21 protein-coding genes are annotated in these 19,995 nt (G+C 60.7%); 16 read left to right on the top strand and 5 right to left on the bottom strand.

Features of this window, described 5'->3' with window-relative positions; all coding sequences use genetic code 11:
* Positions 1-280 precede the first annotated feature (280 nt).
* The 4 genes from thrS (at position 281) to rplT (ending at position 3,437) form a co-directional block, all read left to right on the top strand.
* Positions 281-2,215: a threonine--tRNA ligase gene (gene thrS / locus BUC04_RS02340; RefSeq protein WP_067654818.1), complete on the top strand. Its 1,935-nt coding sequence runs from the start codon at positions 281-283 to the stop codon at positions 2,213-2,215.
* Between the two features lie 3 nt (positions 2,216-2,218).
* Complete coding sequence (infC, locus tag BUC04_RS02335) at positions 2,219-2,764, top strand: translation initiation factor IF-3 (protein ID WP_073325524.1); 546 nt, start codon at positions 2,219-2,221, stop codon at positions 2,762-2,764.
* Between the two features lie 93 nt (positions 2,765-2,857).
* The gene (gene rpmI, locus BUC04_RS02330; RefSeq protein WP_067654812.1) at positions 2,858-3,055 is read left to right on the top strand and encodes a 50S ribosomal protein L35; all 198 of its coding nucleotides are present in this window, start codon (positions 2,858-2,860) and stop codon (positions 3,053-3,055) included.
* 22 nt (positions 3,056-3,077) lie between these two features.
* Positions 3,078-3,437, top strand: a complete 360-nt coding sequence (gene rplT, locus BUC04_RS02325) for a 50S ribosomal protein L20 (protein ID WP_067654809.1) — start codon at positions 3,078-3,080, stop codon at positions 3,435-3,437.
* Between the two features lie 52 nt (positions 3,438-3,489).
* On the opposite strand, the gene BUC04_RS02320 is transcribed toward rplT, so the two are convergent.
* Both BUC04_RS02320 and BUC04_RS02315 read right to left on the bottom strand, forming a co-directional pair.
* Positions 3,490-4,323, bottom strand: coding sequence for a DUF1853 family protein (locus tag BUC04_RS02320; RefSeq protein ID WP_067654806.1), 834 nt, complete (start codon positions 4,321-4,323; stop codon positions 3,490-3,492).
* Positions 4,324-4,357: 34 nt separating this feature from the next.
* Complete coding sequence (locus tag BUC04_RS02315) at positions 4,358-4,720, bottom strand: hypothetical protein (protein ID WP_067654803.1); 363 nt, start codon at positions 4,718-4,720, stop codon at positions 4,358-4,360.
* 234 nt (positions 4,721-4,954) lie between these two features.
* Between BUC04_RS02315 and BUC04_RS02310 the strand changes: the two genes are divergently transcribed.
* Both BUC04_RS02310 and BUC04_RS02305 read left to right on the top strand, forming a co-directional pair.
* Positions 4,955-5,944 carry a 2-hydroxyacid dehydrogenase gene (locus BUC04_RS02310; protein WP_067654800.1) on the top strand — a complete coding sequence of 330 codons (990 nt, stop codon included), beginning with the start codon at positions 4,955-4,957 and terminating at the stop codon, positions 5,942-5,944.
* Between the two features lie 22 nt (positions 5,945-5,966).
* Positions 5,967-6,722, top strand: coding sequence for a Nif3-like dinuclear metal center hexameric protein (locus BUC04_RS02305; RefSeq protein WP_067654797.1), 756 nt, complete (start codon positions 5,967-5,969; stop codon positions 6,720-6,722).
* On the opposite strand, the gene BUC04_RS02300 is transcribed toward BUC04_RS02305, so the two are convergent.
* Positions 6,684-8,477, bottom strand: coding sequence for a cation:proton antiporter (locus BUC04_RS02300; protein WP_234977304.1), 1,794 nt, complete (start codon positions 8,475-8,477; stop codon positions 6,684-6,686). The two genes, BUC04_RS02305 and BUC04_RS02300, sit on opposite strands and share 39 nt — an antisense overlap.
* 197 nt (positions 8,478-8,674) lie before the next feature.
* Between BUC04_RS02300 and BUC04_RS02295 the strand changes: the two genes are divergently transcribed.
* The gene (locus BUC04_RS02295; RefSeq protein WP_067654794.1) at positions 8,675-8,986 is read left to right on the top strand and encodes a phage tail protein; all 312 of its coding nucleotides are present in this window, start codon (positions 8,675-8,677) and stop codon (positions 8,984-8,986) included.
* A gap of 185 nt (positions 8,987-9,171) precedes the next feature.
* On the opposite strand, the gene metG is transcribed toward BUC04_RS02295, so the two are convergent.
* Positions 9,172-11,205: a methionine--tRNA ligase gene (metG, locus tag BUC04_RS02290; RefSeq protein ID WP_373277921.1), complete on the bottom strand. Its 2,034-nt coding sequence runs from the start codon at positions 11,203-11,205 to the stop codon at positions 9,172-9,174.
* Between the two features lie 197 nt (positions 11,206-11,402).
* Here metG and apbC point away from each other — a divergent pair, with 197 nt between their 5' ends.
* The 9 genes from apbC to BUC04_RS02245 all read left to right on the top strand — a co-directional run bounded on the left by apbC (position 11,403) and on the right by BUC04_RS02245 (position 18,356).
* The gene (gene apbC, locus BUC04_RS02285) at positions 11,403-12,512 is read left to right on the top strand and encodes an iron-sulfur cluster carrier protein ApbC (RefSeq protein WP_067654788.1); all 1,110 of its coding nucleotides are present in this window, start codon (positions 11,403-11,405) and stop codon (positions 12,510-12,512) included.
* Positions 12,513-12,560: 48 nt separating this feature from the next.
* A complete protein-coding gene (udk, locus tag BUC04_RS02280) occupies positions 12,561-13,202 on the top strand; it encodes a uridine kinase (RefSeq protein WP_067654786.1) in 642 nt (213 codons plus the stop codon).
* A 23-nt stretch (positions 13,203-13,225) separates the two neighbouring features.
* Positions 13,226-13,810: a dCTP deaminase gene (dcd, locus tag BUC04_RS02275; RefSeq protein ID WP_067654782.1), complete on the top strand. Its 585-nt coding sequence runs from the start codon at positions 13,226-13,228 to the stop codon at positions 13,808-13,810.
* The gene (gene pabC / locus BUC04_RS02270; protein WP_067654779.1) at positions 13,810-14,622 is read left to right on the top strand and encodes an aminodeoxychorismate lyase; all 813 of its coding nucleotides are present in this window, start codon (positions 13,810-13,812) and stop codon (positions 14,620-14,622) included. Before dcd ends, pabC begins: the two co-directional genes overlap by 1 nt.
* The gene (gene mltG, locus BUC04_RS02265) at positions 14,613-15,629 is read left to right on the top strand and encodes an endolytic transglycosylase MltG (protein ID WP_082766534.1); all 1,017 of its coding nucleotides are present in this window, start codon (positions 14,613-14,615) and stop codon (positions 15,627-15,629) included. Before pabC ends, mltG begins: the two co-directional genes overlap by 10 nt.
* Positions 15,626-16,249 carry a dTMP kinase gene (tmk, locus tag BUC04_RS02260; protein ID WP_067654775.1) on the top strand — a complete coding sequence of 208 codons (624 nt, stop codon included), beginning with the start codon at positions 15,626-15,628 and terminating at the stop codon, positions 16,247-16,249. The genes mltG and tmk overlap by 4 nt, the downstream gene beginning before the upstream one ends.
* 5 nt (positions 16,250-16,254) lie before the next feature.
* Positions 16,255-17,145, top strand: coding sequence for a DNA polymerase III subunit delta' (holB, locus tag BUC04_RS02255; protein WP_067654772.1), 891 nt, complete (start codon positions 16,255-16,257; stop codon positions 17,143-17,145).
* A gap of 32 nt (positions 17,146-17,177) precedes the next feature.
* Positions 17,178-17,504: a PilZ domain-containing protein gene (locus BUC04_RS02250; RefSeq protein ID WP_067654874.1), complete on the top strand. Its 327-nt coding sequence runs from the start codon at positions 17,178-17,180 to the stop codon at positions 17,502-17,504.
* Positions 17,505-17,591: 87 nt separating this feature from the next.
* Entirely contained in the window at positions 17,592-18,356 is a 765-nt protein-coding gene (locus BUC04_RS02245; RefSeq protein WP_067654769.1) for a TatD family hydrolase, read from the top strand.
* Positions 18,357-18,498: 142 nt separating this feature from the next.
* Here the strand turns inward: BUC04_RS02245 and rsmF are convergent, their stop codons facing one another.
* A complete protein-coding gene (rsmF, locus tag BUC04_RS02240; RefSeq protein ID WP_067654765.1) occupies positions 18,499-19,908 on the bottom strand; it encodes a 16S rRNA (cytosine(1407)-C(5))-methyltransferase RsmF in 1,410 nt (469 codons plus the stop codon).
* Between the last annotated feature and the right edge of the window lie 87 nt (positions 19,909-19,995).

Genomic DNA, 19,995 nt, shown 5'->3' with positions numbered 1-19,995 from the left:
AACCCGTTAAGGGACGCGCTTTCGCGGCTCATAACGTAGCCCAGCGGGTTACTGGATCTCCGCGCCAGTCCCGACGGCTTTCGCACCGGGTGAATAAAGTGGTCGTAACGGCGGCCGATAGGGCAGAGAGCCCTTGAGCCTTAGCCGGTGTCTCGATACACTTTGGCTTCCCTTGTGGCTGACTTAGCCCTGGTAACGCCAAGCGCCACAATGGATTTTCCCTATTTCTTAACGACACTCATGTGATCCTTGGTGTGGATCACCACTGATGGAGTACAGCATGCCAACTATTACCCTCCCCGACGGCAGTCAACGTCACTTTGATAACCCAGTGTCCGTAATGGACGTGGCCATGGACATCGGTCCGGGCCTGGCCAAGGCCTGTCTGGCCGGCCGAGTCAACGGTGAACTGGTGGATGCCTGCGAACTGATTGAGCAGGACGCGGAACTGGCGATCATCACCACCCGTGACGAAGAGGGGCTGGAGTTTATCCGTCACTCCTGCGCTCACCTGTTGGGGCACGCGATCAAGCAGCTTTGGCCCGAGACCAAGATGGCCATCGGTCCGGTGATCGACAACGGCTTCTACTACGACGTTGATCTGGAGCACCGCCTCACCGATGAGGACCTGGTGACCCTGCAAAAGCGCATGCTGGAACTGGCCAAGAAGAACTACGACGTCATCAAGAAGACCGTCAGCTGGCAGGAAGCACGGGACACCTTCGAGGCCCGTGGTGAGAGCTACAAGGTGGAGATCCTGGACGAGAACATCAGCAAGGATGACCGTCCCGGCCTGTACCACCACGAAGAATACATCGACATGTGCCGTGGCCCGCACGTGCCGAACATGCGCCACTGCCATCACTTCAAGCTGATGAGCGTGGCCGGTGCCTACTGGCGCGGTAACTCCGACAATAAGATGCTGCAGCGCATCTACGGTACCGCCTGGGCCGACAAGAAACAGCTTAAGGCGCACCTGGTGCGCCTGGAAGAGGCCGCCAAGCGTGACCACCGTAAGATCGGTAAGGCGCTGGACCTGTTCCACTGGCAGGAAGAAGCCCCGGGCATGGTGTTCTGGCACAACGACGGCTGGACCCTGTACCAGGAGCTGGAAAACTACATGCGCCAACAGCTGCGCAAGTACCAGTACGAGGAAGTGCGCACCCCGCTGGTGATGGACCGCACCATGTGGGAGCGCTCCGGTCACTGGGACAAGTACGCGGAAAATATCTTCGCCACCGAGTCTGAGAAGCGCACCTACGCGGTGAAGCCGATGAACTGCCCGGGTCACCTGCAGATCTTCAAGCAGGGCCTGAAGTCCTACCGAGACCTGCCGTACCGCATGGCGGAGTTCGGTCTGGTGCACCGTAATGAGCCTTCCGGCTCTCTGCACGGTCTGATGCGGGTTCGCTCCTTTACCCAGGACGACGCCCACGTGTTCTGTACCGATGAGCAGATCCTCGATGAGGTGACCAGCTGCATCAAGATGGTGTACGACACCTACAAGACCTTCGGCTTCGAAGAGATTGCGGTGAAGCTGTCTACCCGTCCGGAGCAGCGCATCGGCTCCGATGAGATCTGGGACAAGTCCGAGCAGGCGCTGGCGGATGCGCTGGAAGCCAACGGCCTGAGCTACGAGCTGCAGCCGGGCGAGGGCGCGTTCTACGGTCCGAAGATCGAGTTCACTTTGCACGATTGCCTGGATCGCGCCTGGCAGTGTGGCACCATCCAGCTGGACTTCTCCATGCCGCAACCGGAGCGTCTGGATGTGAGCTACGTCGCGGAAGACAACAGCCGCAAGGTGCCGGTGATGATCCACCGTGCTATCCTTGGCTCCCTTGAGCGCTTCATCGGTATCCTGATTGAGGAGTTCGCCGGTAAACTGCCGACCTGGCTCTGTCCGACCCAGGTTCAGGTCATGAACATCACGGATAACCAAGCGGATTACGTCCGTCAGGTTGTGGAAATGTTGAACGACCGAGGCGTTCGCGCCAAAGCCGACTTGAGAAACGAGAAGATTGGCTTTAAAATCCGCGAACACACTTTGAAGCGCGTGCCGTATCTGCTGGTCTGTGGTGACCAGGAGATGGAAAATGGCGAGATCGCGATTCGTACAAGAAACGGCGTTGACCTGGGCAAGATGAGCATCGAGCAATTTGCCGATGCGGTGTCCAAAGAGATCAACAGCCGCAGTCTTAATATGCTGGAGGAATAAGCTATAAAAGGCGGAAAGAAGCAGGGTCCGATTAATAAGGACCGCAACCGTATCAACGGCGAAATCCGCGCACGTGAAGTGCGCCTGATCGACGCCGAAGGCGAACAGGCCGGTATTCAAACACTGGATGACGCGATGCGTATGGCATCACAGGCAGACTTGGACTTGGTGGAGATTAGCCCCAATGCTGAGCCGCCGGTATGCCGTATCATGGACTACGGTAAGTTCTTGTACGAAAAGAGTAAGGCTGCTAACGAGCAGCGCAAGAAAACCAAACAGATCCAGGTTAAGGAAGTTAAATTCCGTCCTGGAACTGATGTAGGCGACTATCAGGTAAAACTACGCAACCTGAGTGGCTTCTTGGAAAACGGTGACAAAGTGAAAGTTACACTGCGTTTCCGTGGTCGCGAAATGGCGCACCAACAGCTGGGTTTTGATCTGCTGAATCGTATTAAAGACGACACGGTAGAGCTGGCCCAGGTGGAATCCTTCCCGAAAATGGAAGGGCGTCAGGCCATTATGGTCCTCGCACCGAAAAAGAAACAGTAAGGCCCTACAAGTAACAAGCCAGCCGGGGCTTGCCTCGGCTGTTTTTTGTTCGCCTTGCAGTTCGTTTAATTTAACAATGCGGAGTTTTTCTTCATGCCGAAGATGAAAACCAACAAGGGCGCTGCGAAGCGCTTTAAGAAGACCGCCTCTGGTGGCTTCAAGCGCAAGCAATCTCACCTGCGCCACATCCTGACTAAGAAATCCACCAAGCGTAAGCGTCATCTCCGTAAAGGCGAGATGGTTGCCAAGGTTGACGTGGCGTCCGTACGCCGCTGCATGCCGTACGCTTAATTCATTAGTTAGGAGATAAATCATGGCTCGTGTAAAGCGCGGTGTAACCGCTCGTGCCCGTCACAAGAAAGTTCTCAAGCAAGCTAAGGGTTACTACGGTGCCCGCAGCCGTATCTATCGTGTAGCATTCCAAGCCGTTACCAAGGCTGGTCAATACGCTTACCGTGACCGTCGCCAGAAAAAGCGCGTGTTCCGTCAGCTGTGGATCGCCCGTATCAACGCTGCTGCTCGTCAGAATGGCATGTCTTACAGCCGTTTCATCAACGGTCTGAAGAAGGCTTCTGTTGAGATCGATCGCAAGATCCTGGCCGACATCGCTGTATTCGACAAAGTGGTATTTGCCGCTCTGGTTGAAAAGGCGAAAGACGCCCTGGCTAAGTAAGCATTACGCTTAGTTATCCGGAGAGAGGGGAACCCATTTGGGTTCCCCTTTTTCATGCCTGCTCGCCAGCGTTGGCGGCCCATTGCTCCGGCACCACAAAGGCATGACCCGCGCCGCTGGGGTCCCACAGGTGCACAGGCCAGGTGATGGGATCAGGCGGGGCAAAGCGGGGCAGCACCTGCCAAGGACGTCCCGCCAGCCAATCAAAGCGCGACAGCACTCGCCAGGGCCGTTGCGGCAGCGCTGACTGGGGGTACCAGTGTCCCTGCAGGGCGTGGGGATGGATCTGTTGGGGCACTGTGCTGGCTCCAGCCGGGGCGTACAACCGTCCCTGCACCAGGGCACGGCTGTGGCTGACCGTCCAGCCCTGTTTTGCTAGTTCTATCTGGGCCTCATCGCGCCGCACCAGCGGCAGTTGGTGGGATATCAGCCGCGTCAGCTTGTCGCCGAGCCGGTCCTTCTGACCTGGGCCTATCCAGCGATGGGGATCGCGCAGATCGCCCACCCCCAAGAAGAACTTCACCGCCAGCTCCCAATGCTCTATCGAGCCGCTGGGCCGATGCCGCACCAGCAGATCCAGTGCGCCCAGGGTTTGCTTGTCGCGCTTGACCGGCCAGTCCCGGGCCAAAACCTGGTAGTCGGGGTGAAGATCCAGTGCCAGCTGCCACAATTGCTCATAGTAGAAGCCCAGCCGGCCATGGCGTTTAAAGCGTACCAGCACCGACAGGCACTCCTGTTCGATACGGTGCAGGCGAGGGAGCAGCGGTTGGGCAAAGCGTTTGAGAAAGCCGTGGTCGAAGAAGGTGGGGGCCTGGTCCACCATGGGGGGCTGGGTCAGGATCCAGTGAAGATCGCGAAGGATGGGGTGGCGCAGGGGGATAGGCATAAAAAAACCGACCCCAGGGGGTCGGTCCTTTTGCTCAGCAGCCGCGCGGCAGGCGGTTGCCTTGGCCCACTTTCTGAGCCCAGAGCTGTTTGGCGGTCAGGCCGCCGTTACCGCTGGTGGCCACGGCCTTTTTCTTAGCCGGTTTTTGCTTTGCAGCAGCCTTTTTGGCGACCGGCTTGTCAGCGGGTTTGGCCGCTTCCGGTTGCTTGGCTGGTGCAGAGGCTTCGGCGCCGCCCAGTTCGTTGATCATCTCGGCCAGCTCGCCCAGGCGAACGGATTTGCCACCGTCGACCTTGAACCAGCTGCCTTTTTGTTCGATTTGCGGCTCTTTACCGTTTTTGGCGAGGTACGCGGCAGTGAACTGCGCGATCACCTCTTCCTTGTTCAGTTTTGACATAGGATAGACTGTGATTGCTTGATTTATCAGCGCGCAATAATACCCATTCCCAGGGTTGGGTTCAACCGGCGGGCCCTCAAGGTGTGACCGGTGTTGGCGCTGGTGGAGAGCAAAACCGGGCCTTTTGATCGTTAGGAAGTTTGAAAGATACGGAGGGTGCAGTCAGTTTTTACTTTCCGTCCTTGGAATTGTGCACATTCGTACCGTAAAAGACTGAATTACTGGAAATTAGCTATGAAGAAAATCGCTGTTTTTTCTACCAAGAGCTACGACCGTACCTTTCTTGATGAGGCCAACACGCCGCCACGCTACCAGTTGGATTACTTTGAAACCCGGCTAAGGCCGGAGACCCTCAAGCTGGTGGAGGGCTACGATGGTGTCTCCTGTTTCGTCAACGACAAGGTGGACCAGTCGGTGCTGGAGGCACTGCTGGCGGAGGGGGTCGGGATCATTGCGTTGCGCTGTGCCGGCTTTAACAACGTCGATCTGGAAACCGCCCAGCGATTGGGGATCCAGGTGGCGCGGGTACCGAACTATTCACCGGAGTCGGTGGCGGAGCACGCGGTGGCGATGATGCTGACGCTCAACCGCAAGATCACCAAGGCGTACAACCGGGTCAAGGAGCACAACTTCGACCTGGAGGGGCTGATGGGATTTAACCTGTCCCAGGCAACGGTGGGGATCATCGGTACTGGCAAGATCGGCCTGGCCACCCTGCGGGCCCTTAAAGGCTTTGGCTGCGAGCTGTTGTGTCATGACCCCTATCCCAGCGATGCCGGCAGGGCGCTGGGGGAGTACGTGCCGCTGGATGAGTTGTACCGACGCAGCGATGTGATCAGCCTGCATTGCCCGCTCACCGAGGAGAGCTATCACCTGATCAATCAACAAAGCCTGGCCAAGATGAAGCCCGGGGTGATGATCATCAACACCTCCCGCGGCGCGTTGGTGAACGCACAAGATGCCCTGGATGGGATGAAACAGGGTAGAATCGGATACCTTGGATTGGATGTGTATGAACTGGAAGGGGATCTGTTCTTCCGCGATCTGTCGGATCAGGTCATGCACGACGACGTGTTTGCGCTGCTGCTGAGCTACCCCAATGTGCTGGTTACCGGCCACCAGGGCTACTTCACCCGTGAGGCGCTGACCGAGATCGCCCAGACCACCCTGGCCAATCTGGATGCCCACTTTGCCGGCGACAAGACCGGTAACGAGCTGTTTTAACCAAGAAAGAGAACGAGAGACGATGAAGCGACAGGAGCTGTTGGCGCACCTAGACACCCTACTGCAACCCCACCTGGTGAAAGACTACGCCCCCAACGGGCTTCAGGTGGAGGGTAAGGATGAGATCCACAAGGTGATCACCGCCGTTACCGCTGACCAGTTTGCGGTAGACGCCGCGGTGGAAGCCGGCGCGGATTGCCTGCTGGTGCATCACGGCTACTTCTGGAAGAACGAGCCGGCGGTGATCACCGGGATGAAGAAGCGCCGTCTGCAGGCCTTGCTGCGTCACGACATCAACCTGATTGGCTACCACCTGCCGCTGGATATCCACCCGGCACTGGGCAACAACGCGCAGTTGGCACAACTGCTGGGGCTGGAGGCGGTAGAGCCGCTGGAGGCGGGTAACGACACCTGCTTGGTCCTCAAGGGCCGATTGAGCCAGCCGCTGAGCGGTCATGAGCTGAGCCAGCATATTCACCAGCAGCTGAAGCGTCCGCCGCTGCACATCGCCGGCCATGACCGGCCGATCCAGACACTGGCCTGGTGTACCGGAGGCGCCCAGGATTACATCGACCAGGTGGCGGCGGCTGGGATCGATGCCTTCCTTTCCGGCGAGGTGTCAGAGCGTACCTACCACAGCGCGGTAGAGCAGGGCATCGATTACTTTGCCTGCGGTCACCATGCCACCGAGCGGGGCGGTGTACTGGCCCTGGGGGAACACCTGGCGCAACAGTTTGGCCTAGAGGTCCACTTCGTCGACACCCCCAACCCGGTCTGAGCCGTTGGCCTCGGATGGGGGCGCCAGGTAGAGCAATTGCCAGCCGGCGGCGGGTTGAGGTGACTGGCCAGCGGTGAGGGTATGCAGCCGCTGCTGCTCATCCCGGGCGATCAGCAGCAGGGCGTCGGGGTTATCCGTCTGGAACTGACTCCAGGGGTAGGCCTCCGATAGCTTGGTTTGTCGGATCTGTTCCCCCTGGCTAAGACGGCGCTGCAGGGTGCCGTAATTGACGCCATCGGCAAACAGTGGCTGCAGCTGCTGTACGCTCTGGTAGCGCGGCCGCGGTGGTTTGCCGGCCTCCGCCAGGGCAAACACCCGGTCCGGGCCCAGCCGGTCCTGGTAGTGGTAGGCCACCTCGGTGTTCCACTGCCGGTAGGGGGAGAGGATCAGCACCCGGCGGATCTGCGACAGATCCATGGTCTCCTGACCGTGCTCCGACACCGGGTTGCCATAGTACACCGGCAGGCCCGCCATCCGGGCCTGACTGAGGTTGCCCCAGTGGGTATCACTGAGCAGCACCGGCACCGACCACTTCTGCAGCGCCTGGCCCAGGGCCACGGCAAACTCGCTGGCACCGAAGATGAGATAGCCGTTGCGCGGTGGCGCAGCCAGGCCAAGCAGGTGCAGCAGCGGCTTGGTCAGGGTGCTTTGCAGGATCACGGTAACGATGATCACCATAAACACCAGTGCCACCAAGGGTTCCGCCCCTTCAATCCCCTCCTTACTCAGCTTCAGCGCGAACAGCGAGGAGATCGCCGCCGCGACGATGCCACGGGGCGCTATCCAGCCCACCAGCCAGCGCTCCTTCAGGCTCAGATCGCTGCCCAGGGCGCAGAGCGCCACTGCCACCGGCCGTGCCACCAACAACAGAACCAGCAGCCAGGCCCAGGCCGCACCATCAAGGTGAGCCAGATCGGCCCGGTTCAGGCGTGCCGCCAGCAGCAGAAACAGCGCCGAGATCAGCAGCACGCTGAGGGTCTCCTTGAACTCGATGATCGGCTCCAGATCCAACCCCTTGGTGTTGGCCAGCCAGATCCCCATCACGGTGACGGTAAGTAGGCCGGACTCCAGCATCAGCTCATTGCTGATGCCAAAGGCGCCCAGCATCAGCAGCAGAGTGGCCACGGTTTCAAGCCGACGGGGGAATACCCGGTGCTTGAGCAGCCAGGCCATCGCCAACCCGGCCAGGGCGCCGGTGGCCATGCCGGTGGCCAGGGTGAGGGCGAAGATCTGCCAGGCGGCGCTTTGGCCCAGCATCAGGTATTCGTACACCAGCACCACCAGCAGGGCGCCGATGGGGTCGATCAGGATCCCCTCCCAATGCAGCAGGGTACCGAGGCGCTGCGGGATCGGCAGGGTACGCAGCAGCGGTGCGATCACCGTGGGGCCAGTGACCACCACCAGGGCACCAAGCAAGGCGGCGATCCCCGGTTCCAGCCCCAGCAGCCAATGGGCAGAGACCCCGGCAATGACAAAGGTAACCAGCATGCCGGGCAGCACCAGGTTACGGACCATACGGCTTTGGCCGCGAAGTCGGGCCAGGTCCAGGGTCAGGCTGCCCTCGAACAGGATCACCGCCACCGCCAGGGAGACAATGGGAAACAGCAGATCCCCCAGCAGGGCGTCCGGATTTAAAACACCCGTGCCTGGCCCAAGTAGCAGGCCCATCAACAGCAGTGGCAGGATCGCCGGTAGCCGGGCCCGAAACGCCAGCCATTGGCAGAGCAGGGAGAGCAGGCCGATCAGGCACAGCATCATCACGCTGGAGTAGGGCAGGGGCGACTCCGGTTTTTGGCTGAAGATGATTGAAAGCTAGCTCAAAATTGGCGGTGTCGAGGGGATAAAATCCGACCCTGGCAGGCCAACTCGGATCGCCAAGCGCCCGGTTACCAACTAGTCTCCTTTGACTAGAGTTGTAGTGACAGGGTTTACACAAGGATAAGGAGGCAGCGATGTCCCGATTGGTCGGAAGGGTGATCCTTTGGGCGGGGGATCTGACCGAGGAGAACGAACGGCGCCTGCAACTGCGGGGCTGGCTGCCCTGCGATGGACGTACCCTGGATAAAGAGGAGTATGAGGAGCTGTACGAGGCGATCGGCGACAAGTATGGGGTGGCCGAGGATGACCTGGCCTCCGGTTTCGTCCTGCCTAATCTGAATCGTAGCGGCAAGGTCGACGGCCCGGTGGCCGAAGGGCTGCATTACCTGGTGCTCTTTACCTGCTCTCCAACCGTGGACGACTTTGGTAAGGCACTGTTTCGCTGAGCATCAATACGGTAATTGGCGCTCTAGTGCCGATGCCCGCTTGAGGATGCGCCGATTCTAGCTAGGGGGTGATGGGCGTCGTTGCTGTTTGGGTGCAGCCCCAATTATTTGCTGCCGGCAACCCGGCAACACCACACAAAAAAACCGGAGCTTTTTGCTCCGGTTTTTTGACTCAGGCGTTGGCCTTACATGATGCGTTGGCCCGGCTTGGCGCCGTCGTCCGGGTTGAGGATGTGGATATCCTCACCGCCCGGGCCCGCTGCCAGCACCATCCCTTCGGACATGCCGAACTTCATCTTGCGCGGGGCCAGGTTGGCCACCATCACGGTCAGCTTGCCTTCCAGATCTTCCGGTTGGTAAGCGGACTTGATGCCGGCGAACACGTTGCGGGTCTCACCGCCCAGGTCCAGGGTCAGCTGCAGCAGCTTCTTGGCGCCGTCGACGTGCTCGGCCTTGGCGATACGAACAACACGCAGGTCGACCTTGGCGAAGTCATCGAAGCTGATGGTCTCGGCGATGGGATCCTTCTCCAGTTCGTCGTTCTGCTCCAGCTCCAGGGCCGGGGCAGAAGCGGCTTGCTCGGCGGCCACCTCGGCCTTGGTCTGCTCGACGATGGCTTCGATCTTGGCCGGCTCGATGCGCTGGATCAGCGCCTTGAACTTGTTGATGCCATGGCCGGTCAGCACGTCGTCCAGGCTGTCCCAGGTCAGCTCGGTATTGAGGAAGGCCTCGACATCGGCGGCCATCTTCGGCAGCACCGGCTTGAGGTAGGTCATCAGCACCTTGAACAGGTGGATGCCCATGGAGCACACCTCGTGGGTCTTCTGCTCCATCCCTTCCTGCTTGGCCAGGGCCCAGGGCGCCTGCTCAGCGATGTAGGCGTTGGCTTTGTCGGCCAGTGCCATGATCTCGCGGATCGCCTTACCAAACTCACGGCCTTCGTACAGGGCCGCAATGCTGCCCTTGGCGTTTTGGAACTCAGCCAGCAGCTCCGGGTTGTCGATCCCCTCGGCCAGGGTGCCGTCAAAGCGCTTGGCGATGAAGCCGGCGGTGCGGGAGGCGATGTTGACCAGCTTGCCCACCATGTCGGAGTTCACCCGCTGGGCGAAATCTTCCAGGTTGAGGTCGAGATCGTCGATGCGATCGTTCAGCTTGGCGGCGTAGTAGTAACGCAGGTATTCCGGGTGCAGGTTGTCCAGGTAGGTACGGGCCTTGATAAAGGTACCGCGGGACTTAGACATCTTCTCACCGTTGACGGTGACGTAGCCGTGGGCAAACACGTTGGTGGGCTTGCGCAGGTTGGCACCGTGCAGCATCGCCGGCCAGAACAGGCTGTGGAAGTAGATGATGTCCTTGCCGATAAAGTGGTACAGCTCGGCGCTGGAGTCAGCTTGCCAGTACTCGTCGAAGTTCAGGTCATCGCGACGGTCACACAGGTTCTTAAAGCTGCCCATGTAGCCGATGGGGGCGTCCAGCCAGACGTAGAAGAACTTCTCGCCGTTGGTGCCGGGGATCTCAAAGCCGAAGTAGGGCTTGTCGCGGGAGATATCCCACTGCTGCAGGCCCTGCTCAAACCACTCCGCCAGCTTGTTGGCCATTTCGGACTGCAGGGCACCGGAGCGGGTCCACTCCTCCAGTACGGTCTTGAACTGGGGCAGGTCGAAGAAGTAGTGCTCGGACTCTTTCAGTACCGGGGTGGCACCGGTGATCACCGACTTGGGATCGATCAGATCCGCCGGGCTGTAGGTGCTGCCGCAGTTCTCGCAGTTGTCACCGTACTGGTCTTCGGTTTTGCACTTGGGGCAGGTGCCTTTGACGAAGCGATCCGGCAGGAACATCCCCTTCTCCGGGTCGTACAACTGCTCGATGGTGCGGGACTGGATGTAGCCGTTGTCTTTGAGACGGGAGTACACCTCGGACGCCAGCTCGCGGTTCTCGTCGGAGTGGGTAGAGTGGTAGTTGTCGAAATCGATGAGGAAGTCGGCAAAGTCCGCCTTATGTTCCTCGGCAACCTGGGCGATCATCTGCTCGGGGGTGATGCCCATCTTCTGGGCGGAGAGCATGATCGGGGTGCCGTGGGTGTCATCGGCACAGACGAAGGTGCAGTGGTTGCCACGCAACTTCTGGAAGCGAACCCAGATATCCGCCTGAATGTGTTCCAGCATATGACCCAGGTGAATCGACCCGTTTGCGTAGGGCAATGCACAGGTCACCAACATTTTTCTGCTATCGGTTGCCATCGTGTCTCGAAACGTCTTATTGAGGTTGGCAGCCAGGGGGGCTGCGGAGTAAAGCGCAAGTCTAACGGATACAAGGGGGTTTTTCATCCATCCGGCGGCCCCTTGCACGCTTTGCCACCATCTTTTTCAACCGGTTCTGGTACACTTGGCCCAATTCCCCTAGATGGAGCTTTTGAGTGAGCGAGATAGAGATCCGCAACAGCCTGAGTGAGCCGTTGTCCAGCCAGGTATTGGAACGTTTGGAAGGGTTGGTTGACCCGGAGTTGGAACAGGGCCTGGTCAGTGCCGGTATGGTCCGCGCCCTGGCGCTGGATGGGCGCTGCCTGCAGGTTGGCCTGTTGACCCCCTATCCCTGTCAAAGCCAGTACCGTGACCTGGTGATGACCCTCACCAATCGCCTCTCCGATCTGCCCGAGATCGACGAAGTGGAGTGCGAGATTGGCCTGGCGGTACCCAGCATCCAAGCGGGCAGCCTGGCGCCGATCCCCAACATCCGCAATGTTATCGCCGTCAGCTCCGGCAAGGGTGGGGTCGGCAAGTCCACCACCGCGGTCAACCTGGCCCTGGCCCTGGCCGCCGAAGGCGCCCGGGTGGGCGTGCTGGATGCCGATATCTACGGCCCCTCCGTACCGATCATGCTCGGCTGTACCGATTTCCGTCCCACCAGCACCGATGGCAAGACCATGGAGCCGGCCTATGCCCACGGCATCGCCGCCATGTCCATGGGCTTTATGGTGACCGAAGACAACGCTACCGTCTGGCGTGGCCCGATGGCTGCCGGCGCCCTGGTTCAGCTGGTTAACGAGACCCGCTGGCCGGAGCTGGACTACCTGGTGGTGGACATGCCGCCGGGCACCGGTGATATCCAGCTGACCCTGTCACAGAAGATCCCGGTCAGTGGCGCGGTGGTGGTGACCACCCCGCAGGAGATCGCCACCGCCGATGCCCGTAAGGGGATCACCATGTTCAACAAGGTCAATATCCCGGTACTGGGTATTGTCGAGAACATGAGCTACCACCTCTGCAGCCAGTGCGGCTCCAAGGAGCACCCCTTTGGCACCGGCGGTGGACTGGCGACGGCCAATCGCTACAATGTGCCGCTATTGGGGGAGTTGCCCCTGAACGTGGCCGTGCGCGAGCACGTCGACAGTGGCAACCCCAGCGTGGTGGCCGAGCCCGATGGTGACATCAGCGCCGCCTACCGGGCCATTGCCCGCAAGACAGCAGCCAGCCTGCTGCACCGCTCAGAGCCACAGGATCTGGCCATTGAGATCACCATGGAGTAGGGGCCTGACCCCGAGATTGAAACAACGTACAACGAGACCCCTAAGCGTATGACCTCCAAACAGAAATGCGTCATTATTGGCATTGCCGGCGCGTCCGCCTCCGGCAAGAGCTTGATCGCCCGAACCATCTACAAGGAGCTGAGGCGTGACCTGGGCACCGACCAGATCGAGGTGATCAATGAAGACGCGTACTACAAGGATCAGTCCCACCTGACCATGGAGGAGCGGGTCAAGACCAACTACGACCACCCCCAGGCGTTGGACCATACCCTGCTGTGTGAGCACCTCAAGGCGCTCAAGGCGGGGCAAACCGTCCAGGTGCCGACCTACAGCTACGTCGAGCACACCCGCATGGCGGAAACCGTGCCGGTGTCGCCGAAGAAGGTGATCATCCTGGAGGGGATCCTGCTGCTGACCGATCCGGCGCTGCGGGAACAGATGCACGCCTCGGTGTTCATGGACACCCCGCTGGACATCTGCTTTATCCGTCGTCTGACCCGGGATGTGGAGGAGCGTGGCCGCTCAATGGAATCTGTGATCCAGCAGTACCAGCAAACCGTGCGGCCGATGTTCCTGCAGTTTATTGAGCCCTCCAAGCAATACGCCGACATCATCGTGCCGCGTGGGGGCAAGAACCGTATCGCCATCGATATCCTCAAAGACAACATCCATCGATTGCTGCACACATAACAACGAGAGAACAGGGGATAGGGATGCGCCTGACCGACATCGAGATTGAAGAGTTTCTGAACAGCGGCAAGATCCAGATGGATCCTCGCCCGGACACCAGCAAGATCAGCGGCGTCAGTGTTGACGTGCGCCTGGGCAACAAGTTCCGGGTGTTCCAGGATCACACCGCCCCCTTCATCGACCTGTCTGGCCCTCGTGAGGAGGTGCAGGCGGCGCTGGAGACGGTGATGAGCGACGAGCTGGTGCTGGCGGAGGACCAGGCGTTCTTCCTGCACCCCGGTGAGCTGGCGTTGGGGATCACCCTGGAGTCGGTGACCCTGCCAGCCAACGTGGTGGGCTGGCTGGATGGCCGCTCCTCACTGGCACGGCTGGGGCTGATGGTGCACGTGACCGCCCACCGCATCGATCCGGGTTGGTCCGGCAACATCGTATTGGAGTTCTTCAACTCCGGTAAGCTGCCGCTGGCACTGCGACCGGGTATGCCCATCGGGGCGCTGAACTTTGAACTGCTCAGTCGCGATTGTGCGCGCCCCTACAGCAAGCGAGCCAACGCCAAGTACAAGGGCCAGTCTGGCGCGGTGGCCAGCCGCATCAGTCAAGACAGCTGATGAAGCTCTGGGTAGATGGTCAGCCGCAGGGGACACTGGCGGCGGATGACCGCGGCCTGACCCTGGCGGATGGCCACTTCACCACCATGCGGGTAGCGCAGGGGCAGGTCTGCCTCTGGCCTCTGCATCGGCAACGACTGACTCAAACCAATCGCCTGCTGGGCCTGGCCCAGCCGGACTGGGCGCAGGTTGAAGCGGAGCTAAAGGCCGCTTGTGCCGAGGTGGCCCAGGGCTGTCTGCGCCTGACCCTGACCCGGGGCAGTGCCGGCCGCGGTTACCAGGGCCAGTTCGGTGTGACCCCACGGCGGGTGCTGGCCCTGAGTGAGTATCCCAGCCATTACGCAAGTTGGCAGCGGGATGGGATCCGGGCCGCGGTGGCCCATCAGCGTCTTGCCCAAGGTGGCGCACTGGTGGGACACAAGACCCTGGGGCGGACCGAGCAGGTGCTGCTCAAGCGTGAGGCCCAGCTTCGGCAACTGCCGGAACTGGTCGTCTTATCCCAGCAGGGAGAGGTGATCGAGGCCACCGCCGGCAACCTGTTTGTCTGGCTGGACGGTCAGTGGCACACGCCGGCGTTGAGTCATTGCGGCATCGCCGGGGTAATGCGCCAGCACCTGCTGAGCTTGCTGCCAAGTCTCGGCCTGCCGGTGCGGGTGGCACCACTGTCCGTCGCGCAGCTGAAGGACTGTCAGGCAGCCTTTATCAGCAACTGCCTGATGGGGCTGGTACCGCTGATTGAGCTGGACGGTCGACCCCTCCCTATTCACCCAACGATTCAAACTATTACCGAAGCGGGAACCTTATGGCGTTGAAGCCTTGGATAAAAGGAGCCGTTTGGGCAGGAAGCCTGGCTATCACCGCTGCCCTTGCTGGCAGTGGCTATCTCTATTACCAAACCCAGCAGACCCTGGAGCGCCCACTGGCGCTGGGCCAGACCACCGAGCTGACCCTGGCACCGGGGCAGAGCCTGAGCAGTCTGCTCAACCAATGGGAACAGGCCGGGGTGATCGACTCCGCCTGGTGGGCGCGCCTGGCGCTGCGGCTGGAGCCGGAACTGACCGCGATCAAGGCCGGCACCTACGGCCTGGACGCGCAGATGAGTCTGCGTGATGCACTGACCCACCTGGTTGCCGGCGATGAGCTGCAGTTTCAGATCACCCTGGTGGAAGGGGGCACGGTGACGCAGTGGCTGGAGCAGCTGCACCAGCACCCCCGGGTCACCACCACCATTGAGGACGTTGACCAACTGCAGGCGCTGCTGGCCACTGAGCAGAGCAACCCTGAGGGTTGGCTGTTCCCGGACACCTACGCCTTTACCGCGGACACCGAAGACCGGGCGATCCTGCTGCGCGCATACCGCCGCATGACCACAGAGCTGGAACGGGTATGGCAGGAGCGCGACACTTCGATCCCGCTGAAAAACGCCTACGAGTTGCTGATCCTGGCCTCCATCATCGAGAAGGAGACCGGCACCCCGGAGGAGCGCCCGCTGGTCAGCTCAGTATTCGTTAACCGCTTGAACCTGGGGATGCGGCTGCAGACGGACCCGACGGTGATCTACGGCGCGGAGGACTACCAGGGGCGGATCACCCGCAAGCACCTGGATACCTGGACGCCTTACAACACCTACCGCATCAATGGCCTGACCCCGACCCCCATCGCCAACCCCTCGCTGGCGAGTTTGGAGGCGGCGGCGCACCCGGACCAGAGCGACTACCTCTACTTCGTCTCCAAGGGCGACGGTAGCCACCAATTTTCGCGAACCCTGCGTGAGCACAACAACGCAGTGAACCGCTACATCAGAAATCGGACACCATGAAACACGACGGCCTGTTTATCGTTATCGAAGGACTGGAAGGCGCTGGTAAAAGCACCGCGTTGAGCGTCATCCAGCAGTGGCTTGAGCAGCGCTTCCCCGGGCGGGAACTGGTCAACACCCGCGAACCCGGCGGCACCCCGTTGGCGGAGGAGATCCGCGCCATCTGGAAGGCCCCCCGTGAGGAGCCGATGGCGCCCATGACCGAGCTGCTGATGGTGTACGCCTGCCGCGCTCAGCTGGTGGAAACGGTGATCAAGCCGGCCCTGGCCCGCGGCGCGGTGGTGTTAGGCGATCGCCACGACCTCAGCTCCCTGGCCTACCAGGGCGGCGGTCGCGGCCTGGCGGAGCCGGTATCGGCGCTGTCCGGCATCACCCTGGGCACCTTCAAACCGGACCTGACCCTCTACCTGGACATCGACCCTGCCATTGGCCTGGAACGGGCCCGACAGCGCGGTGAGTTGGACCGGATTGAACAGGAGCAGCTGGACTTCTTCCAGCGGGCTCGCCAGTGCTACCAAAGCGCCGCTGCCGAAGACGATAATATCCTTGAGATCGACGCGTCGCAGCCGATGGCAGCGGTGCACCAGGCGATCGTCACCGCGCTGGAGTCGCGACTGTGAGGGCGATGCCCTGGCTGACCCCGGTGCTGTCGCAATGGCAACAGCGCCGGCAAGCGGGCCGCCTCGGTCACGCCCTGATGGTGATGGGGCGTGCCGGGGTGGGCAAGGCGGAGCTGGCGGAGCAGATCGCCGCCCGTCTGCTGTGTCAGACCGGCGAGGGCTGCGGCCACTGTAAGGCCTGCCAACTGCTGGCCAACGGCAGCCACCCGGATCGCTTCGACCTCAAGCCCGATGGCCAGCAGATCAAGGTAGACGGCGTGCGTCAGCTGATTGGGCAACTGGAGGGGACCGCGCACCAGGGCGGTGCCCGGGTGGTGGTGCTGCACCAGGCTCAGCGGATGAATACCGCCGCGGCCAATGCGCTGTTGAAAACCCTGGAGGAGCCGATGCCCGGGGTTTACCTGTTGCTGCTGGTAGATCAGCCCAGCGTGTTGCTGCCCACCATTAGTAGCCGCTGCCAGCGCTTGGTGGTACCGGACCCCACTGCCGCCGAGGTACAGCAGTACCTGGGGATGGATGCTGACGCCCTGTCCGAATGGCCCTATTGGCAACGCCTGCTCGGCGGTCCACGGGTGTTGGCCCAGTGGGTAGAGGAGGGGATGACGCCAAAGATCCTGCAGTGGCGCCAGGCGTGGCGCACCTCACTAAAACATGGTTTACTGGAACCGGAGCTAGGCAGTGTCGCTCCGGAGCAGGGCGCGGTGATGCTCAAGGTGCTCTACTTCGAACTGCTGGACGCGGCCAAAAAGCGGCCGGAGCGGGCGGTGCTGTTTGCCCCGCTGCTGTCGGAGCTTCAGGACACCGCGGCACTGCTAGAGCGGCAGTCTGGCTTTAACCTGACACCGCTGTGTCAGCAACTGCTGGCCAAGATCCCACGTCAGCACGGCGGAGCCTAGGCCGCCGATCCTGCGCGAATACAAGGAAGTTTATCGTGATTCTGCAAACGGAATTTGAAACCAGCGCTCAGCTGTACCGGGCCTACATGCCGTTTATCCGTTACGGTGGGCTGTTTTTTATGACCACCAGTGAGCACCAGTTGGGTGAGCGGTTAACGGCGCGGTTTCGCCTGCCGGAATCCGCCCATTGGCACGAGTTCGAGGGGCAGGTGGTCTGGATAAACCCGCTGGGTTCCCAGGGCGGCCGTCCACCCGGCGTAGGGCTGGCATTTCTTCAGCAGGACAACCCGTTCAAGCCCGCCATTGAGACCCTGCTGGCCGGTGAGCTGGGCTCGGATCAACTGACCTCCACCATGTAGGCTTTACACCCAGAGATAGCCGCCAGTTCAGTGCACCGACGATAGCTGGTATCCTGTGCCGCTGAACTGCAATCCATGGATCCCATAGTGTTAATCGATTCCCACTGTCACCTCGACCGCCTGGTCGAAGGCGATGACCCCCAAGCCCTTGCCCCCATCCTTGATCAAGCACGCGACCGCGGGGTTGAACAGTTTCTCTGTGTCTCCGTCAGTCAGGCGGGGTTTGAACGGATGGAGGCCCTGGCGGCGCCCCACCAGGATGTGGTGATCTCCTGCGGCATTCATCCGCTGGACGTGCAGGATGGCTTTGATCCCGATTGGCTGGCGGACAAGGCGGCCCAGTACCACGTGGTGGCCATCGGTGAGACCGGGTTGGATTACTACTACAACAAGGACACCATTGACCTGCAGCAGCAGGCGTTTGCCAGCCACATTGAGCTGTCCCGTCGGTTGAATAAGCCGCTGATCATCCACACCCGGGATGCGCGGGAGGACACCATCGCCATGTTGCGCGACGGCCAGGCAGAGCAGGGCGTGTTGCACTGCTTTACCGAGAACTGGGCAATGGCCAAAGCGGCGTTGGATCTGGGTCTGCACATCTCCATCTCCGGCATCGTGACCTTCCGTAATGCGGAAGCGCTGCGTGACGTGGTACGTAAGATCCCACTGGATCGACTGCTGGTGGAGACCGACAGCCCCTACCTGGCGCCGGTACCCTACCGGGGCAAAACCAACCAGCCGGCTTATGTTCGGGAGGTAGCGCAGTTTGTCGCGGATCTGAAGGGTGTGCGTTACGAAGCCCTGGCTCAGGCCACGGGTGAAAACTATAAGAAACTGTTTTCTTTAGCTTAATTTTTTCGAGCGGACAAAAAAAAGCCCGCAACCATTCCGGTGTCACAGGCTTAGGGGAAGCGTATTCGCCGTGATGAGGCGATTACGCCAAAGCTTAGACCAGAAAAAGGCGTCGCGGGAAAAGAAACGACGCCTTGTTTGGTTATTTTCCGACGTTATCTCTCACGAGATCCCTAGGTAACGAATTTTTAAGCTTATTTCCTACCCATTTTGCCAATCCCAGCGCTTGATCCTGCCAATAAACCACCACTTCACCTTTGGCACCGGGGTTGTTCATCGCCACATCTCGACCCATCAGGTAGTGCCGGGCTTGCTCGCGATCCAGCGCCACGGCGCGGGACAGGCTCAGTGGCAGGGTGACGGCGGCCTGATGCTGGGGCTTGAAGCCGTGCTTGTGCTGTTCCACCAACTTGGTGCCCAAGCGGTTGAACCGCACCTTGTCGGTGAGCTCGGTTAAGCCGTTGGGGAACCACCAGATCTCTTTATCTCTTTGCATCAAACTGCCGCCTTGCGGCAGTGTCAGCCCCAGGGTATCGGCCAGGTAGGCTTCGACCTCTGACGCGAGCGAACGAGGGCAGGGGACAAAGGGAAAGCGTGCCTTGCGGCTAGGGCTTATCTCGGTTTGCACAGAACCGGTTTTGCGCAGCGCTGCCACAAAGAACCCTTCCGAATCGTAGATCTGCGGCCAGATATGCAGGAAACCCTCTTCGGTCAGCGCCTGTTCCGCCCCGTCAAACAGTTCAGCCAGCGACTCAAACGCGACCTGGTCCGGATACTGCTGCTTGAGATGGTGACACACCGCCTGGTTCTCCTCGCCCAGCAGGGTACAGGTTGAGTAGACCAGCACGCCACCGGGCTTAAGGGCGGCAAAGGCAGACTCGATCAGGCCCTTTTGCACCTCGGCGATGGCCTCGATCGAGGCCATGCTCCAGTTTTTCATCGCATCGGGATCCTTGCGGATGGTGCCTTCGCCGGAGCAGGGGGCGTCCAGCAGGATGGCATCGAACTGTTCGATCAACACCGGCCCCAACTGACGACCATCGAAGTGGGTCAGGGCGGTGTTGTGCACGCCCATCCGCTGCAGATTAGCGTGCAGGCCACGCAGCCGGCTGGAGGAGTATTCGTTGGCTATCAGCAGGCCCTGGTTGCCCATCCGCGCCGCAATCTGGGTGGTCTTGGAGCCGGGGGCTGAGGCCACATCCAGCACCCTGTCTGGTACAGCGCAGAGATGGAACAGGGCCTGGGGCGGCATCATCGAAGACGCCTCCTGGATGTAGAACAGCCCCGCTAGGTGTTCCGGCGTGTTGCCCAACTGCCCCTCACTGTCTTCCCGCTCCAGCCAGAACCCCTCGGCACACCAGGGGATAGGGTCCAGTCGCCAGCCCTTGGGCGCCATCAGCGCAACAAAGTCCGTCACGGGGATCTTCAGGGTGTTAACCCGGATGGCAGGACGCAGTGGCTCGCCGCTGATGCGAACAAAGTCGTCAAGGTTGAGGTGGGCAGGTAAGATGGCTTGAATACGTTCAAGAAACTCCTGCGGAAACTGGACCATAGTTCGGTTCCTGAGGGACAAAAAAAGCGGCGGCAACTATAGCACAGTGCCGCGCTAAGGCATGCACTGATGGCGCGGACTTGGCGC

It is taken from the genome of Ferrimonas marina (genome assembly GCF_900129905.1).
GTDB classification, from domain to species: Bacteria; Pseudomonadota; Gammaproteobacteria; order Enterobacterales; family Shewanellaceae; genus Ferrimonas; species Ferrimonas marina.
The sequence above is the reverse complement of the archived record's forward strand: the minus strand, read 5'-3'. Positions and strand labels throughout refer to the sequence as shown.

Excerpts from the sequence above, each read along its gene's own strand:
- thrS (WP_067654818.1), top strand. The coding sequence starts at position 281 with ATGCCAACTATTACCCTCCCCGACGGCAGTCAACGTCACTTTGATAAC.
- rpmI (WP_067654812.1), top strand. The coding sequence starts at position 2,858 with ATGCCGAAGATGAAAACCAACAAGGGCGCTGCGAAGCGCTTTAAGAAG.
- rplT (WP_067654809.1), top strand. The coding sequence starts at position 3,078 with ATGGCTCGTGTAAAGCGCGGTGTAACCGCTCGTGCCCGTCACAAGAAA.
- BUC04_RS02320 (WP_067654806.1), bottom strand. The coding sequence starts at position 4,323 with ATGCCTATCCCCCTGCGCCACCCCATCCTTCGCGATCTTCACTGGATC.
- BUC04_RS02315 (WP_067654803.1), bottom strand. The coding sequence starts at position 4,720 with ATGTCAAAACTGAACAAGGAAGAGGTGATCGCGCAGTTCACTGCCGCG.
- BUC04_RS02310 (WP_067654800.1), top strand. The coding sequence starts at position 4,955 with ATGAAGAAAATCGCTGTTTTTTCTACCAAGAGCTACGACCGTACCTTT.
- BUC04_RS02305 (WP_067654797.1), top strand. The coding sequence starts at position 5,967 with ATGAAGCGACAGGAGCTGTTGGCGCACCTAGACACCCTACTGCAACCC.
- BUC04_RS02300 (WP_234977304.1), bottom strand. The coding sequence starts at position 8,477 with ATGCTGTGCCTGATCGGCCTGCTCTCCCTGCTCTGCCAATGGCTGGCG.
- BUC04_RS02295 (WP_067654794.1), top strand. The coding sequence starts at position 8,675 with ATGTCCCGATTGGTCGGAAGGGTGATCCTTTGGGCGGGGGATCTGACC.
- metG (WP_373277921.1), bottom strand. The coding sequence starts at position 11,205 with ATGTTGGTGACCTGTGCATTGCCCTACGCAAACGGGTCGATTCACCTG.
- udk (WP_067654786.1), top strand. The coding sequence starts at position 12,561 with ATGACCTCCAAACAGAAATGCGTCATTATTGGCATTGCCGGCGCGTCC.
- dcd (WP_067654782.1), top strand. The coding sequence starts at position 13,226 with ATGCGCCTGACCGACATCGAGATTGAAGAGTTTCTGAACAGCGGCAAG.
- pabC (WP_067654779.1), top strand. The coding sequence starts at position 13,810 with ATGAAGCTCTGGGTAGATGGTCAGCCGCAGGGGACACTGGCGGCGGAT.
- mltG (WP_082766534.1), top strand. The coding sequence starts at position 14,613 with ATGGCGTTGAAGCCTTGGATAAAAGGAGCCGTTTGGGCAGGAAGCCTG.
- tmk (WP_067654775.1), top strand. The coding sequence starts at position 15,626 with ATGAAACACGACGGCCTGTTTATCGTTATCGAAGGACTGGAAGGCGCT.
- holB (WP_067654772.1), top strand. The coding sequence starts at position 16,255 with ATGCCCTGGCTGACCCCGGTGCTGTCGCAATGGCAACAGCGCCGGCAA.
- rsmF (WP_067654765.1), bottom strand. The coding sequence starts at position 19,908 with ATGGTCCAGTTTCCGCAGGAGTTTCTTGAACGTATTCAAGCCATCTTA.